Annotated in this window: 17 protein-coding genes; 7 read left to right on the forward strand and 10 right to left on the reverse strand. The window is 64.6% G+C overall.

The annotated features are described in order from the left end of the window. Positions 1-8: 8 nt before the first annotated feature. A complete protein-coding gene (gene betC / locus JI664_RS17685) occupies positions 9-1,514 on the reverse strand; it encodes a choline-sulfatase (RefSeq protein WP_207015098.1) in 1,506 nt (501 codons plus the stop codon). Between the two features lie 145 nt (positions 1,515-1,659). Here betC and JI664_RS17690 point away from each other — a divergent pair, with 145 nt between their 5' ends. Further along, positions 1,660-2,502: an alkaline phosphatase family protein gene (locus JI664_RS17690; protein WP_207015099.1), complete on the forward strand. Its 843-nt coding sequence runs from the start codon at positions 1,660-1,662 to the stop codon at positions 2,500-2,502. Between the two features lie 158 nt (positions 2,503-2,660). Here the strand turns inward: JI664_RS17690 and pgi are convergent, their stop codons facing one another. After that, positions 2,661-4,283: a glucose-6-phosphate isomerase gene (gene pgi, locus JI664_RS17695; RefSeq protein WP_207015100.1), complete on the reverse strand. Its 1,623-nt coding sequence runs from the start codon at positions 4,281-4,283 to the stop codon at positions 2,661-2,663. Between the two features lie 164 nt (positions 4,284-4,447). Between pgi and JI664_RS17700 the strand changes: the two genes are divergently transcribed. From JI664_RS17700 to pgl, 5 genes are all read left to right on the forward strand, one after another. Further along, on the forward strand, positions 4,448-5,092 hold the full coding sequence (locus JI664_RS17700; RefSeq protein WP_207015101.1) for a DNA-3-methyladenine glycosylase family protein: 645 nt from the start codon (positions 4,448-4,450) through the stop codon (positions 5,090-5,092). A gap of 20 nt (positions 5,093-5,112) precedes the next feature. After that, complete coding sequence (locus tag JI664_RS17705) at positions 5,113-5,778, forward strand: alpha/beta hydrolase (RefSeq protein ID WP_207015102.1); 666 nt, start codon at positions 5,113-5,115, stop codon at positions 5,776-5,778. 171 nt (positions 5,779-5,949) lie between these two features. Further along, a complete protein-coding gene (locus JI664_RS17710; RefSeq protein ID WP_207015103.1) occupies positions 5,950-6,534 on the forward strand; it encodes an HNH endonuclease in 585 nt (194 codons plus the stop codon). 83 nt (positions 6,535-6,617) lie between these two features. After that, positions 6,618-8,066, forward strand: a complete 1,449-nt coding sequence (gene zwf / locus JI664_RS17715; RefSeq protein ID WP_207015104.1) for a glucose-6-phosphate dehydrogenase — start codon at positions 6,618-6,620, stop codon at positions 8,064-8,066. After that, positions 8,067-8,738 carry a 6-phosphogluconolactonase gene (gene pgl, locus JI664_RS17720; protein ID WP_207015105.1) on the forward strand — a complete coding sequence of 224 codons (672 nt, stop codon included), beginning with the start codon at positions 8,067-8,069 and terminating at the stop codon, positions 8,736-8,738. Between the two features lie 10 nt (positions 8,739-8,748). On the opposite strand, the gene JI664_RS17725 is transcribed toward pgl, so the two are convergent. The 3 genes from JI664_RS17725 to JI664_RS17735 all read right to left on the reverse strand — a co-directional run bounded on the left by JI664_RS17725 (position 8,749) and on the right by JI664_RS17735 (position 10,677). After that, on the reverse strand, positions 8,749-9,549 hold the full coding sequence (locus tag JI664_RS17725) for a lysophospholipid acyltransferase family protein (protein ID WP_207015221.1): 801 nt from the start codon (positions 9,547-9,549) through the stop codon (positions 8,749-8,751). A gap of 70 nt (positions 9,550-9,619) precedes the next feature. Then, a complete protein-coding gene (locus tag JI664_RS17730) occupies positions 9,620-10,426 on the reverse strand; it encodes a GNAT family N-acetyltransferase (RefSeq protein WP_207015106.1) in 807 nt (268 codons plus the stop codon). A gap of 77 nt (positions 10,427-10,503) precedes the next feature. Next, positions 10,504-10,677 carry a DUF3553 domain-containing protein gene (locus JI664_RS17735; protein ID WP_207015107.1) on the reverse strand — a complete coding sequence of 58 codons (174 nt, stop codon included), beginning with the start codon at positions 10,675-10,677 and terminating at the stop codon, positions 10,504-10,506. Between JI664_RS17735 and JI664_RS17740 the strand changes: the two genes are divergently transcribed. Then, a complete protein-coding gene (locus JI664_RS17740) occupies positions 10,676-11,278 on the forward strand; it encodes a histidine phosphotransferase family protein (RefSeq protein WP_207015108.1) in 603 nt (200 codons plus the stop codon). The genes JI664_RS17735 and JI664_RS17740 overlap by 2 nt on opposite strands. On the opposite strand, the gene JI664_RS17745 is transcribed toward JI664_RS17740, so the two are convergent. The 5 genes from JI664_RS17745 to rpmA all read right to left on the reverse strand — a co-directional run bounded on the left by JI664_RS17745 (position 11,268) and on the right by rpmA (position 15,768). Beyond that, a complete protein-coding gene (locus JI664_RS17745) occupies positions 11,268-12,542 on the reverse strand; it encodes a glutamate-5-semialdehyde dehydrogenase (protein ID WP_207015109.1) in 1,275 nt (424 codons plus the stop codon). The genes JI664_RS17740 and JI664_RS17745 overlap by 11 nt on opposite strands. Positions 12,543-12,556: 14 nt before the next feature. Beyond that, complete coding sequence (proB, locus tag JI664_RS17750; RefSeq protein ID WP_414707745.1) at positions 12,557-13,681, reverse strand: glutamate 5-kinase; 1,125 nt, start codon at positions 13,679-13,681, stop codon at positions 12,557-12,559. Next, complete coding sequence (gene obgE, locus JI664_RS17755) at positions 13,669-14,706, reverse strand: GTPase ObgE (RefSeq protein ID WP_207015110.1); 1,038 nt, start codon at positions 14,704-14,706, stop codon at positions 13,669-13,671. The genes proB and obgE overlap by 13 nt, the downstream gene beginning before the upstream one ends. A 129-nt stretch (positions 14,707-14,835) precedes the next feature. Then, positions 14,836-15,393, reverse strand: coding sequence for a GNAT family N-acetyltransferase (locus JI664_RS17760; RefSeq protein ID WP_207015111.1), 558 nt, complete (start codon positions 15,391-15,393; stop codon positions 14,836-14,838). A gap of 105 nt (positions 15,394-15,498) precedes the next feature. Beyond that, positions 15,499-15,768 (reverse strand): 50S ribosomal protein L27, encoded by a 270-nt coding sequence (rpmA, locus tag JI664_RS17765; protein WP_207015112.1) that lies wholly within the window; start codon positions 15,766-15,768, stop codon positions 15,499-15,501. Positions 15,769-15,800: the final 32 nt, after the last annotated feature.

Genomic DNA, 15,800 nt, shown 5'->3' on the forward strand with positions numbered 1-15,800 from the left:
AACCTGCGTTATTCCCCGCGTGGGAACCGCTGATTGTCTTCCAGCACGTTGAGATCCATGTGATTGCGCATGTAGCGCTGGCTGGCATCGCGATACGGCTGGAAATCCCAGTCGGTATAGCGGCCATTGCGCAGCGCGTTATAAACCACCCAGCGCCGCGCCTGACTTGCACGAACTTCGGCGTCGAAGGCCTTGAGATCCCAGCGCGCTTTCGCCATCTGGCGGAACCGTTCAAGCACCGGGCCATAGGCCGGATCGCCAGCCAGATTGTGGCGTTCGCCCGGATCGTCTTCGAGATTGAACAACAATTCGGGATCGGCCTCGCAGGCGATGTATTTCCACGTCCCCTCAACCAGCCCGACCATCGGCGCAATGCTGCCTTCGGCGGCGTATTCCATTGGCACCGGTCCACGCCCGCCGGTTCCGTGCACCATCGGCAGGAGGCTTTCGCCATCCGTCCATGCCCCGATCTTGCCCATGTCGCAGCCCGCCAGATCGCAAAGCGTGGGCAACATATCGAGGGTCGAGACCGGCTGATCCACGCGCTGCGGCGTGATGCCGGGACCGGCCAGCCAAAACGGCACGCGGCCCGAATTCTCATAGAACGCCATTTTGAACCACAGCCCCCGGTCGCCCAGCATCTCGCCGTGATCCGACAGGAAAACGATCACCGCCTCTTGCCGGGTGCGATCGAGCGTATCGAGGATCTCGCCGATCTTGTCGTCGATATAGGAAATATTCGCGTAATATCCGCGTTTTGCACGGCGTATCTGATCTTCGCTCGCATCGAATTTCTCATAATCGAAGCTCTCGAGCAGACGTTTGCCATGCGCATCCTGCTGCGCATACGGGATCGGTTCCGAGGGTTCGAGCTCGGGCGCGCCCTCGTAGAGATCCCAGTATTTGCGCCGCGCCACGAAGGGATCATGCGGATGGGTGAAGCTCACATGCAGGCACCAGGGCCGCTCGTCCTGACCGCGCGCCAGATCATAGAGCTTCTGGCACGCCAGATGCGCAACATCGTCGTCGTATTCCAGCTGGTTGGTGATTTCCGCGACCCCTGCCCCGGTCACCGATCCCAGATTGTGATACCACCAGTCGATCCGCTCACCCGGTTTGCGGTAATCGGGCGTCCAGCCGAAATCGGCCGGATAGATATCGGTCGTCAGACGCTCTTCGAAACCGTGCAGCTGATCGGGCCCGACGAAATGCATCTTGCCCGACAGCGTGGTCTGGTAACCCTGCGCCCGCAGATGGTGAGTGTAGCACGGCGTGTCCGAGCGGAACTCGGCGGCGTTGTCATAGACCCCGGTGCGGCGAGGCAATTGCCCGGCCATCACGCTGGCGCGCGCGGGCGCGCAAAGCGGGCTGGGGCAATAGGCGCGCGAGAACCGCGCCGAGCCTTCTGCCAGCCGCCTGAGATTCGGCGCGTGCAGGAAATCGGCAGGCCCGTCCTCCATCAGCGTGCCGGTCAATTGGTCGACCATCAGGATCAGGATGTTGGGACGGGACATAGTGTTCCTTTTTCAACGGGTTGCACAGGTAAGTTGACGCGGCTGACGCAGCGGGAACCCGACAAGAGCGACCATGCGACGCAGGAATTGCGACACGGGCGCGCTTGGCATAGGCTGCCCCTGTTATCGCTGCCACAGGTGCCCCATGAGCCGCAAGTCCAAGCTTCTGCTGATCATTCTCGACGGCGTGCCCTATGCCAATTGGCGCCGCTATTTCGGTTGCCTCGAAGGCTGGGTCGATAGCGGCGAGGCCCGCGTGTGGAAAATGCGCGCGACGCTGCCCTCGATGTCGGGGCCCTGCTATGCCACGATCCACTCCGGCGTCGCGCCGCAGGTCCATGGCGTTTTGTCGAACGGCCATATCCATCGTGTCGACATGCCCGACATTTTCAGCGAAGCCCGCAAGACGGGGCTGGTCACCGGCGCGGTGACGCATTCGTGGTGGTCGGAATTCTTCAACCGCGCGCCTTTCGACTATATCCGCGACATCGAATATGACGAGCCCAACAGCGACGCGATCAACCATGGGCGTTTCCACACCATGACCGGCTACGACCTGAAAAACCAGGCGACGCCGTCGGATGTGGATCTGTTTGCCACGCTGACCTCGCTCTGCGCGCGGTTTTCGCTGGATTACGGCATCCTGCATACCTGCACGCTCGACAGTATGGGCCATCGCTTCGGCCATGAATGCCACGAGATGGACCATGCCTGTGCGTTGCTCGACGCGATTCTGGCCAAGTTCCTGCCCGCATGGCGGCAGATGGGATACGAGGTGATCGTCACCGCCGATCACGGCCAGTCGCTGCGCGGCCACCATGGCGGCGCGGGCGAGGATCAGCAGGATTTCGCGCTCTATTACTTCGGCGCGAGCGACGGGCCGACCAAAGACACCCTTCTCGACCAGCGCCAACTCGCGCCTGCGGTGCTGACCCGGCTGGGCGCCGAGATCCCCGACACCATGAAACACGCGCCCTTCCTCAGCTGAGAAAAACCGCGCCCCCTTCACTTTGTCACAAATACTCCGGGTGGCCCGGGGGGCAGAGCCCCCCTACTTTTGAGAAACGGGGCAGAGCCCCCCTACTTTTAAGAAACGGGGCGGAGCCCCCGATTCCTATTTGCCAGCCCCTGCCCCGCCCCGGCGTCTCAGATGCCGAAATCGCGCAGCTTGTCCACCAGCCCCGATGTCGAGCCGTCGTGCGCCGTGCTCGGCGCCTGACCTTCGAGCATCGGCAGGATCTCACCGGCCAGCACCTTGCCCAGCTCGACACCCCATTGGTCGAAGGAATTGATGCCCAGCACCACGCCCTCGACGAAAACGCGGTGCTCGTACAGCGCGATGATCGCGCCCAGCACGGCGGGGGTCAGCTTGGGATAGATCAGCATGGTCGAGGGGCGGTTGCCCGGAAACACCCGGTGGCGCGCCTGACGTTCCAGCTCGTCGCCCTCAAACCCGGCCTCGGCCATCAGCGCCCGCGCTTCTTCCAGCGACCGGCCCCGCATCAGCGCCTCGGCTTGTGCCAGACAATTGGCAGCCAGAAGCCGGTGCTGATGCGCCAGAGCGGGCTCGTGCCCCTTGCCCGCCAGCAGGAACTCGCAGGGGACGATATCGGTGCCCTGATGGATCAGTTGGTAAAATGCGTGTTGCCCGTTGGTGCCCGGCTCGCCAAACACGATGGGCCCTGAGGGCACCTCGAGATCGGTGCCGTCCATCGACACGCGCTTGCCGTTCGATTCCATCTCAAGCTGCTGCAGATAGGCCGGCAACCGCGCCAGCCGCTGGTCATAAGGCAGAACCGCGCGGGCGGGATAACCGCAGACCTGCCGGTGCCAGATCCCCACCAGCGCCAGCATCGCGGGCATGTTTTCACCCAGCGGCGCCGAGCGGAAATGCTGATCCATGCGCGCGGCGCCGGCAAGGAAGGCGCGGAAATTTTCGGGCCCGATGGCGATCATCAGGCTCAGCCCGATCGGCCCCCACATCGAATAGCGCCCGCCGACCCAGTCGGCGAAGCCAAAGACCCGCGCCGGATCGATGCCGAAGGCCGCGGTCCTGTCGAGCGCGGTCGACAGCGCCACGAATTGCCGCGCCGGATCGGCGACCGAACGCGCCATCCACGCCTTGGCGGTCTGCGCGTTGGTCATCGTCTCGATCGTGGTGAAGGTCTTCGACGCGACGATAACCAGCGTGGTATCGGGGTTCAGCCCGTCGAGCACCTGCTGGATCTGCGCGCCGTCCACGTTCGAGACGAAATGACAGGTCGGCCCGTCGCAATAGGGGCTGAGCGCCTGCACCGCCATGGCCGGCCCAAGGTCCGAGCCGCCGATGCCGATATTGACCACATCGGTGATCCGCCCGCTGCTGCCGCGGATCCGCCCGTCGCGCAGATCGCGCGCAAAACTCTCCATACGGGCGAGCGTGGCGCGCACGTCGGGCATGACATCGGTGCCATCGACGACGACCTCGTCATCGAGATTGCGCAGGGCCGTGTGCAGCACCGCGCGGCCTTCGGTTTCGTTGATCGCGGCGCCCGAGAACATCGCGTCGCGCCGGGCTTCGACGCCGGTCTCGCGCGCAAGCTCGATCAGCGCGTCGCGCGTGACTTGATCTATGTTAGTTTTTGAATAATCAAAGAAAATCTCGCCCGTTTCCGGCGATTCGAGGCTGATCGAAAAGGTCTGAGCGCGATTTTCGTCGGCGAAGAGATCGAGGATCGGCTGCTTTGCAACCTCGCGCAGGCGGTCGCGCAATGCGGCCCAGTTGGTCATCAATTCGTTCCAGATGTTGTGTCCCGCCATTCATGCCAATTTGGGAATGACTTGCCCAGAGCAAAATGCCCTCGGCCTCCGCAGGAGGGGTATTCGCTTGGGTTGTGACGTCTTCGGGCAACAGGCGGGCTTGCGCGCGAGGCCATCCTGCGCACAATGCGGCCATGACGCCGACTTCGCCCCCCACCCGTATCCTGAAAAGCGACGCCTGCATGGAAGAGGGCGCCGCGTGGCTGGCCCGGTCCGAGCCGCGTTTCGCGTATGCGCTGGAGCTTTGCGGCCCGCCCCCCTTGCGCCGCCGACCCGACGGGTTCGATAGCCTTGTCAGCGCAATCGTCAGCCAGCAGGTGTCGGTCGCCTCGGCCCGCGCGATCCACGCCAAACTGGAAGCCGCCGATCTTTTGCGCGCCGACCGGATCGCGGCGGTCGATGAAGAGCATCTGCGCGCGCACGGCCTTTCGCGGCAGAAAGCGCGGTATGTCAAAGCCTTGGCCGATGCTTCTATCGATTTCGACGCACTTCGCACCGCGCCCGAGGACGAGATCTTGTCAATCCTGACCGCCGTGCCCGGCATTGGCCGCTGGACCGCCGAGATCTATGTGATGTTCAGCTTGGGCCGCGCCGACACCTTCGCGCCCAACGATCTGGCGCTGCAGGAAGCCGCGCGGCTGTTGTTCGATCTGCCCGACCGCCCGCGCGAGACGCCGCTGCGCCAGATGGCCGAAGCCTGGGCGCCGTGGCGCACGGTTGCCGCCGGGATGCTGTGGCACTACTACCATCACGCAAAGCGCCGCGAAGGCGTTGTCTGACATTTCGGAAAGGACGTTCCATGGCCCCTCGCCCGCTGACCTCGGACCGCAAGGGCGCGCCCAAGGGTGACGCGACCTCGGTTGTGATCTTCGTGCATGGCTACGGTGCCAATGGCGCTGATCTGTTGGGGCTGGCCGATCCGCTGGCCCCGCATATGCCAAAGACCGCCTTCTATGCCCCTGATGCCCCTGAGAAATGTCAGGGCAACCCGTTCGGGTTCCAGTGGTTTCCGATCCCGTGGCTGGACGGCTCGGCCGAAGAGGCGGCGCTGGCTGGGCAAGCGCAGGCCTCGGAGGATCTGAACGCCTTTATCGACGGCGTGCTGGAAACCGAGGGGCTGCCGCCCGAGGCACTGGCGCTGGTGGGGTTCTCGCAAGGCACGATGATGAGCCTGCATATCGCGCCCCGTCGCGCCCGGCCGATTGCCGCGCTGGTGGGCTTTTCGGGCAAGATGCTGCAGCCCGAAGCGCTGGAGGCCGAGGCCGTCAGCAAGCCCCCCGTCCTGCTGATCCACGGCGATGCCGACCCGATGGTGCCGGTGCAAAGCCTGCCCGAAGCCGCCGACGCGCTGGTCAAGGCAGGGTTCGAAACCTATGCCCATGTCTGCAAGGGTGTCGGCCATTCCATCGACAATGAAGGTCTGTCGCTGGCGCTTGGCTTTCTGAAGGACAAGCTGCCGGGCTAAGCACCCCGCCTGCCCCCTTTGCCCGCAATCACGGCGCTGTTGCACAAGTGTGATGCAACAGCGCCAAGATGGGCCCAAGCCCGCGATTTCGCGGGCTTGTCAGAGGGAAAACACCGGATATAGTCGAGGCACACCATCGCTCCGACCAGTCCAAGGCAGGAGACACGCAGAATGGACGGCGACTTCAGGCAAAGCTTCGTGCACGAACCCGCGGCTTTGAAACATTTCCCGGCACTCGTCCTGAACGCCGATTACCGTCCGCTCAGCTATTACCCGCTTTCGCTGTGGCCGTGGCAGGAAGCGGTCAAGGCGGTCTGGATGGACCGCGTGACGATTGCCGCCGAATACGAGCAGACGGTGCACAGCCAGAAGCTCGAGATGCGAATACCCTCGGTCGTCGTGCTGAAAGATTTTGTCAAACCCCGAAAGCGCGTGGCCTTCACGCGCTTTAATCTTTTCCTGCGCGACGAATTCACCTGCCAGTATTGCGGCTCGCGCCACGATCTGACCTTCGATCACGTGGTGCCGCGCGCGATGGGCGGCGTGACAAGCTGGGAAAACGTGGTCGCAGCCTGCGCGCCTTGCAATCTGCGCAAAGGGTCGAAAAGCCTGCGCGCCTCGGGATTGCGGCTGGCGCGTCCCGCCCGCCGGCCGCATGCAGCCGAGCTGATCGACAAGGGCCGCCGCTTCCCGCCCAACCACCTGCACGAAAGCTGGGCCGATTATCTCTACTGGGATACCGAACTGGAAGCTTGACTTGCCGGCTTTATGCTGGACTTTGAGCGCCGGGCAGCCTATTCCGGCCCGAAGTTAACGCTAACACCGCAGGAGCCCTGCCCATGGTCGCCCGCGTCATTCCCGTCGATCCGTTCGACCTCGTCATCTTCGGTGCCACCGGCGACCTTGCCCGGCGCAAGATCCTCCCGGCGCTCTGCCGCCGTTTCGGCGAAGGCCAGATGCCCGAAGACGCGCGCATCATCGGTGCGGCGCGCAGCGAGATGTCGCGCGACGAGTTCATCGAAATGGTCTCGCAGGCCTTCGACGAATTCCTCGGCGCGCAGGCCCCCGACGCGGCGCAACGCGCTGCGTTCTTCGAGCGGCTGGACTATGTCGCCATCGACGCCATGGGCGATGACGGCTGGCGCGATCTTGCAGCGCTGATGCGCAACGATGTCGTGCGTGCCTTCTACTTCTCGGTCGCGCCGTCGCTGTTCGGCCCACTGGCGGCCAATCTGGGCAAGTTCGACATGATCACGCCGCAGACGCGGATCGTGGTGGAGAAGCCTTTCGGCAACGATCTGGAAACCGCGCGCGCGCTCAACCAAACGCTGGCCGAGTTTTTCGACGAGACGCAGATCTACCGGATCGACCATTATCTGGGCAAGGAAACGGTCCAGAACCTGATGGCCGTGCGCTTCGCCAATATCTTTTTCGAACCGCTCTGGAACGCGCGTTTCGTCGACCATGTTCAGATCACCGTTGCTGAAACCGTGGGCGTCGGCGGGCGCGGCCCGTATTACGACAAATCGGGCGCGATGCGGGACATGGTGCAAAACCACCTGATGCAGCTTCTGTGTCTGATGGCGATGGAGCCGCCCTATAAGTTCGATCCCGACGCCGTGCGCGATGAAAAGCTCAAGGTGATCCACGCGCTCGACCCGGTGGCGCCCTCGGACGTGGTGCGCGGCCAATACGCGGCGGGGACAGGAACGGCCTCGTTCGCGCAGGAGGTCGAGCATCCGGGCACCACGACCGAAAGCTATATCGCGCTGAAAGTGGGGATTTCCAATTGGCGCTGGAAGGGCACGCCCTTCTACCTGCGCACCGGCAAGCGGCTGCGCTCGCGCGTGTCGGAAATCGCTGTGGCTTTCCGCGACCCGCCGCATTCGATCTTCGGCGAGGACGCGCCGTGGAAGGCCAACCTTCTGGTCATCCGTCTGCAGCCCGACGAAGGCATGACGCTGAAGGTGATGATCAAGGAGCCCGGCCCCGGCGGGATGCGCCTGAAGGATGTGGCGCTGGATATGTCCTTTGCCGAGGCTCTGGGCGACGATCTGCACATTCCCGACGCTTATGAACGGCTGATCATGGATGTGATCCGGGGCAATCAGACGCTTTTCATGCGCGGCGACGAGGTCGAAGCGGCCTGGGCCTGGACCGATCCGATCATCGCCGCGTGGCAAGGCTCCGCCGATCAGCCGGCAATGTACGATCCGGGGTCGTCGGGGCCGGATGAAGCGCTTAAGTTGATTCATCTGGATAATAGAAGCTGGCGCGAGATCCGTTGAATGGACTTAGTCGAATATTCCGACGCTGATATGATGATGATTTCCCTCGCGCGGCAATTGTCGCGCGATCTGCGCGAGGCATTGGCCCGTCGTGACCGGGCGCTTTTTGCCGTGCCGGGCGGTACGACGCCGGGCCCGGTTTTCGACATGCTGGCTGCGGTCGACATGGACTGGTCCGCGATCGATATCGTGCCGGGCGACGAGCGCTGGCTGCCCGAGGATCATCCCCGTTCCAATGCCGGACAGGTCCGCGCGCGGCTGTTGCGCGACAAGGCGGCGGCGGCGACGCTGTTGTCGCTCTGGCGCGACGTGCCCACGCCCGAAGAGGGCGCGCCGATGGTGGCCGAAGAACTGGCGCCGCATCTGCCGGTCGACGTGGCCTTGGTGGGGATGGGGGCCGATATGCACACGGCCTCGCTGTTTCCCGATGCCGACGGGCTTGAGGCCGCGCTCGCCCCGGATGCGCCGGCAGTCCTGCCGATCAGCGCCCCCGGTGCGCCCGAACCCCGCGTCACGCTGAGCGCGCGCACCCTGCGCGAGGCTTTCGCGCTGCATGTGCTGATCACCGGCGACGAGAAACGTGCGGCAATCGAACGGGCCGAAAAGCTGTCCCCGATGGAAGCGCCGATTGCGGCCCTTCTGTCCAAGGCAACGGTGCATTGGGCGCCCTGACGGGATGCCCTTAATCCGCCATGACGCCCTCGGGCAGATGCGCGGCAAGGCCGTCGCGCACCTGCGCCTCGCAGATTCGGGCCAGCGTCTTGCGGTTGCCAGCCTCGGCGATTGGCACGGGCGGGTGGAAAACCAGCTCGACGTGCCCCTGCCGGGGTTGCGCCAGCACGCGCAGGAAATGCGCCGCGAATCCCAGATCGCCCCACCAGCCGTAGAACCGGCTGTCGCGGCCCTTGGGCGCGACATAGATCACGCTGACCGGCTGGATCGACAACAGCCCCGCGAGTTCCTCGGTGAAAAACGCGGCAAACAGCGTGGGCTTGAAGGGCAGGACACGGATCCCGTCCGAGCTGGTCCCTTCGGGGAAGAAACACAGATGATGCCCGGCGCGCAGCCGGGCCTCGAAGGTGAGTTTCTGCGCACGCGCGTCGCGCGCCGAGCGGCGGATGAAGATCGTCCCGGTCGCCCGCGCCAGCCAGCCGATGCCGGGCCAGTTGGCGATCTCGTCCTTGGCGACGAAATAGATCCGCTGAGGCGCGTTCATGACGAAAATATCGAGCCAGCTCGCATGGTTGGCCACCACCGCGCCACGTCGCCGCATCGGGCGTCCCTGGGTCTTCAGCCGTATCCCCAGAATCGCCAGCGCGCCCTTGCACACGCCTTGGGTGATGAATGGCGTCACCGGACGGCGCAAACCGAATAGCGGGCGCTCGAACAGACGGATCGTCAGGTGGATCAGCAGCCCGCCGAACACGACCACCACCAGCACCGGCAATCGCAGCGCCGCGACCAGCCAACCCAGCGGGCCGATCCTGACCGGCGCGGGCTCGCCCTCGTTGAAGACCCAAGATGGCGGTGCGTCAGCGGCACGCGACGCAGGCTCAGGCGCGCGGCGATTTTCGGGTGTAGTAGTCAAAGGCACGCTCGGACATGGCGGACGTATCCATGATAAGGCACACGTCGGTTGTGTTGAAATCGCGGTCGATGAAAGCGCCCTGCCCCACGAAACCGCCAAGCCGCAGATAAGCGCGGATCAGCGGCGGGATCGCGGCCAGCGCGGCGCGGCGGTCGATGCCTGCCGGGTCTGGCAGAACAAGCGGCGGCTCGGATCCCGGCCGCAGCGTCACGCGCAGGGCTTCGGGCGCCAGATGGTTGGCATAGAGCCAGCTCAGCGCCTCGGCATGGCGCTGCGGGTCGGCCCCGTGGAACGAGGCCACGCCGAACATGATCTCGATTTCGCGCGCGATCACGTATTCGGCCAGCCCGTTCCACAGATGGACCATCGACGCGCCGCGCCGATGCGCCGGATGCACGCAGCTGCGCCCCAGCTCGACCAGCTTGCGACCGCTCGCGCGCAAGGGCGTCAGGTCGAATTCGGCGTCGGAATAGAACCGCCCCAGCGCCTCGGCCCGGTCCTGCGGCAACAGCCGGTAGACACCTACCACGTGGTTCAGCTCTTGGGGGTCGGCATGGCGATCGATCAGCAGCAGATGGTCGAAATGCGGGTCCAGAGCATCGCGTTCCAACCGCGCGACGTGATCGGCGCCCGAACATTGCGCACCGAGTTCCTCGACAAACACCGCGTAACGCAGCCGCTGCGCCGACAGCAGATCGGCCTCGCTCGCGGCCAGACGCACAGCGTAATTCGCGTCACGGGTGCCCTCTGGCGGGCTGATGCGATGATCCATGCCACAATTCCCTTGAACAACCCCGGCATTTGACCCGTGCGGCGGTTGTGTCTTACGATTTTGTTAACCCTAACGACCTAGGCTCCGGGAACCCATTCGAGATCGATCACCTGTGTATCCACCACCACTTTGCCCGCTTCTTCGAAATTCACCGTCACGCGCGCACCGACAACCGACTGGACCTGTCCAAGGCCCCAATCGGGTTGCGACGGATGTCGAACGAACATGCCGGGTTCAAGGAGTTGAGCCATGGAACATCTCCAGTCCAGTATCGGGGGCCGCGTAATGGCCGATGACGACCTTGCAGCCATCGTCGGCTCGCGACTGTGTCATGATCTGGTAAGCCCTCTGGGCGCAATCGGCAACGGGGTCGAGCTTCTGAGCATGATCCAGGGGGCCTCGGATGAGTTGACGCTGGTGGAAGACGCGGTGCGCGTCGCGCAGGCGCGGGTCAAGCTGTTCCGGCTGGCGTTTGGCCGCGCGCATGAGATGCAGGATATCCGCGCCTCTGAGGTCATCGAGGCCCTGACAAGCCTGTCGTCGGGCGGCCGGCTGAGCGTCAACACAGCCGCCATCACGCAGCCCCTGCCCCGGATCTGTGCGAAACGGCTGACGCTGGCCGCGCTTTGTCTTGAAAACGCACTGGCTTATGGCGGCGAGATCACCGTCACCCCCGATCGCGTCACCGGAAACTCGCCGCGCCTGAAAATCGACCCCGACTTGTGGGAGCCGCTTGTCGCAGGGCAATCGCCTGCCGAAATGCGCAGCGATACCGTGCAATTCGCGCTTCTGGCCAGCACCGGCCCCGTCACCATCGAGGACGGGGCCGAAGGGCTGACGATCAGGGTCTGATCGTCCCGTCACCGGTCACGAGGTACTTGAAGCTGGTCAGTTGCTCGGCCCCGACCGGGCCGCGCGCATGCATCTTGCCGGTGGCGATGCCGATCTCGGCGCCCATGCCGAACTCACCGCCATCGGCGAACTGGGTCGAGGCGTTGTGCATTAGGATCGCACTGTCGAGCCGCTGGAAGAAACGGTCGGCAGTGGCTTGATTTTCCGTCAGAATCGACTCGGTATGCTGCGAGCCGTAGCGCCGGATATGGGCAATCGCCGCGTCCACACCATCGACCAGCTTGGCGGCGATGATCATATCGAGGAATTCGCGTCCGAAATCGTCAGCTTTGGCCTCTATCGTGCCGGGAATGCTGAGCAATTCACCTTCGGCCCGAACTTCGACACCGGCCTTGAGCAGATCCTCGATCAGGACGCCCCCATGCTTCTCGTAGAAGCCACGGTCGATCAGCAAGCATTCGGCCGAACCGCAGATGCCGGTCCGCCGGGTCTTGGCATTCATCACCACACGGCGCGCCTTTTCCAGATCGGCCTCGGCATCGACATAAATATGGCAGATGCCTTCGAGATGGGCGAAGACCGGAACGCGGGCCTCTGCCTGCACCAGACCGACCAGCCCCTTGCCCCCGCGCGGAACGATCACGTCGATATACGGGACCATGCGCAGCATCTCGGCCACGGCGGCACGGTCGCGGGTCGGCACCATCTGCACCGAGGCTTCGGGCAATCCGGCGGCGCGCAGGCCGTCGAGGATGCATTCATAAAGCGCGGTCGAGCTGTGATAGCTTTCCGAGCCGCCGCGCAGGATGACCGCGTTGCCCGATTTGAGGCACAGCGCGGCGGCATCGGCGGTCACGTTGGGGCGGCTTTCATAGATCACGCCGATCACGCCCAGCGGCGTGCGTACGCGGCGGATATGCAAGCCCGATTCCATGTCCCATTCGGTGATCGTCTCGCCCACCGGGTCCTTTTGGCCGGCGACCGAGCGCAAGCCCGCGACGATGCCCTGAATGCGGCTCTCGTCAAGCGCAAGGCGATCCATCATCGCGTCGCTCAGACCCTTGCCGCGTCCGAATTCGAGATCCTTGGCATTGGCTGCAAGGATCGCGTCGCGCTTGGCCCAGACCGCATCGGCCGCGGCATTGAGCGCGGCTTCCTTGCGTTCGGGTTCGGCAAAGGCCAGCTCGGCCGAGGCCGCGCGCGCCCTCTCGCCGATGCCGGTCATCAGCGTTGCGATATCCATCTGTTCGGTGGTGCCGTCCATGGGGCTGCCCTCCCTCAAAGTACCATGTCGTCGCGGTGGATCAGCGCCGCGCGGCCGGGATAGCCCAGCGTTTCGGCGATCAGGTCCGACCGTTTGCCCTTGATCTTGCGGGCTTCGTCCTGCGTGTAGCGCACGAGACCAATGCCCATCACGCCCTCTGGCCCGGCAATCGACACGGGCTCGCCCCGTCCGAACCGGCCCTCGATCGCCGTCACCCCGGCGGGCAGCAGCGACTTGCCCTGCATCAGCGCCGCGACGGCGCCTGCATCGATGCGCACCGTACCGCGTGGCTTCATCGCCGCGATCCAGCGCTTTCGCGCGGCCTGCGGATCGTCGAACGCCCCGAACCAGGTGCAATTTGCCCCATTTTCAATGGCCTGCAGCGGATGTCTGACATTCCCTGCGGCAATCACCATGGCGCAACCGCCATGCGTTGCGGTGCGCGCGGCCATGATCTTGGTCTTCATCCCGCCCTTGGACACCCCTGAAACCGGGTCGCCTGCCATCGCTTCGATCTCGGGCGTGACGGCGGGAACGAAGTCGAGCCGCCGCGCGGCAGGATCGACATGCGGGTTGCCGGTATAGAGACCGTCGACATCCGACAGCAGCGCCAGTTGATCGGCGCCGATGGTAATCGCCACCTGTGCGGCCAGCCGGTCGTTATCGCCATAGCGGATCTCGTCCGTGGCAACGGTATCGTTTTCGTTGACGATGGGCACGACGCCGAGCGACAGCAGCATCTCCATCGTTGCTCGGGTGTTCAGATAGCGGCGCCGGTCCTCGGTATCTTCCAGCGTGACCAGAACCTGAGCGGTGGTGATCCCATGCGGCGCGAGCGCTTCTTCATAGGCGCGCGCCAGACGGATCTGGCCCACGGCGGCGGCGGCCTGCGACTGCTCCAGCGCCAGTTCGCCCTTGGGCAGGCCCAGAACGCTGCGTCCCAGGGCGATCGACCCCGACGAGACCAGCACGACATCCGCGCCGCGCGCCTTGGCGCGGGCGACATCGTCGGCCAGCGCGTGCAGCCAGTCGCTGTTCAAGCTTCCCGTCGCCGCATCGACCAGCAGCGCCGAGCCGATCTTGATCACCAGCCGTCGCGCCTGTGTCAGCGACAGCGTGCTTTCGGTCAGGGTTGCCACGACGCGTCGTCCTCATCCTCGGCGGCGGCTTCGGTCCGCTGCGCCGAAATCTCGGTCCAGAGCGCGCGAAGGATCTCGGTCACGCCCTTCCCCGACGCGGCCGAGAGCAGATAAACCCGCGCACCCGCCGCCTGTTGCAATGCCTCGCGCTTTTCGGCGATCTCGTCATCCATGAGCGCGTCGATCTTGTTCAGACCCACAATGCGCGGCTTGGCGTAGACGATATCCGAATACAGTTCGAGCTCGCGGTCGATGATGCGGAAATCCTCGGCGACATCCTCGGCGGTGCCGTCGACCAGATGCAGCAGAACGGCGCAACGCTCGATATGGCCGAGGAACTGGTCGCCCAGCCCCCTGCCCTCGGACGCGCCTTCGATCAGGCCGGGAATATCGGCCAGCACGAATTCCTTCTGATCCACGCCAACCACGCCCAGATTGGGGTGCAGCGTGGTGAAGGGATAATCGGCGATCTTCGGGCGCGCGTTCGAGGTGGCCGACAGGAAGGTCGACTTGCCCGCATTGGGCAGCCCCGCAAGCCCCGCATCGGCGATCAGCTTCAGCCGCAACCAGATCTCGCGCTCGACACCCGGCTGACCCGGATTGGCCTTGCGCGGCGACTGGTTGGTCGAAGATTTGAACCGCAGGTTGCCCCAGCCGCCATTGCCGCCCTTGGCCAGCAGCACCTTCTGCCCGATCTCGGTCAGGTCGGTGATCACCGTTTCGCCGTCGTCTTCGAGGATCTCGGTCCCCTGCGGCACTTTCAGCACGATGTCGTCGCCATCCTTGCCGGTGCGCTGCTTGCCCATGCCGGGCTTGCCGTTGCCGGCAAAGAAATGCTGCTGATAGCGGAAATCGATCAGCGTGTTCAGCGCGGGCACGACCTCGGCCCAGACGTCGCCGCCGGTGCCGCCATCGCCGCCATCGGGGCCGCCGAATTCGATGTATTTCTCGCGACGGAAGCTGGCACAGCCATTGCCGCCCGAGCCCGAGCGGATCGTGACCTTGGCGAGATCGAGGAATTTCATGTCAGAATCCCGGTTTGCGCGGTGTCTTGGCCATCTGAGAACGGCGTCGCCTTGGCGATAGCCCTATGCGCGTGGCGGATCAAGGCCCGCGCTTGGGCGCGGGCCGTATGGAAAGGCGCGGCGGGCCGGTCAGCCCATGCGGCGCAGATAGGTCCAGGTTGGCACCGAGCGATTGCGCGCGACCGACCACGCCTCGGCATCGCCGATGTATTCGAACCCGGCATTGGTCAGCACCCGCGCCGAAGCGGGGTTGTCCTGAAACACCTCGGCAAAGACCGTGGCGTTGCGGTGCGGATTGGCCTCAAGCAAGGCGCGGACCGCCGCCGAGGCGATGCCCCCCCGCCAATAGGACGGCGCGACCCAGTAGCCGATCTGGCTTTGACCGCGATCCAGCGCCTTGAGCGAGATAACCCCCAGAAGCGGGGCCGATCCGAACGCGGTGCCGTCGATCGCCCAGACATCTTCGTCGCGCGCCTCGGAATGCGCCGCTTCGATGAAGGCGTCAGCAGCGCCCCGGGGCAAGGGATGCGGGATCGAGCGCGTACCCTCGGCCAGTCGGCGGTCGCCGACATAGGCGCCCAGCAGCGGCGCATCGAGCGCACGCAACGGTCGCAACACCAGCCGCTCGCCGGGAATCGTCGGCTGCAGGCAGGAAGAAGCGTCGATGGTGCCGTAGGAATAGCTCATGCGTCTGCTCACGGTTTGAGGATACGGGGTAGGAACCGGAAAAAACAAAGGGGGCCGGCAGTTTCCCTGTCGGCCCCCCAGTAACTTGTAACTGTGACGACAGCGTTACTCGGCGGCCTCGGCCACCGGGACGATCGACACGAAGCTGCGGCCCTTCAGACCCTTGGTGAAGGTGACCTTGCCGTCGGTCAGCGCGAACAGCGTGTGATCGCGCCCCATGCCGACATTCGCGCCGGCCCAGTGCTTGGTGCCGCGCTGACGCACGAGGATGTTACCCGCGATGGCTTCCTGGCCACCGAAGATCTTGACGCCAAGGCGACGGCCCGCAGAGTCGCGACCGTTGCGGGACGAACCGCCTGCTTTTTTGTGAGCCATTGGATATTACTCCTCAGCTTTGGCGGCCGCTT

Origin of the sequence: Rhodobacter sp. NTK016B (assembly GCF_017303295.1) — a bacterium.
Classification (GTDB): domain Bacteria; phylum Pseudomonadota; class Alphaproteobacteria; order Rhodobacterales; family Rhodobacteraceae; genus Pararhodobacter.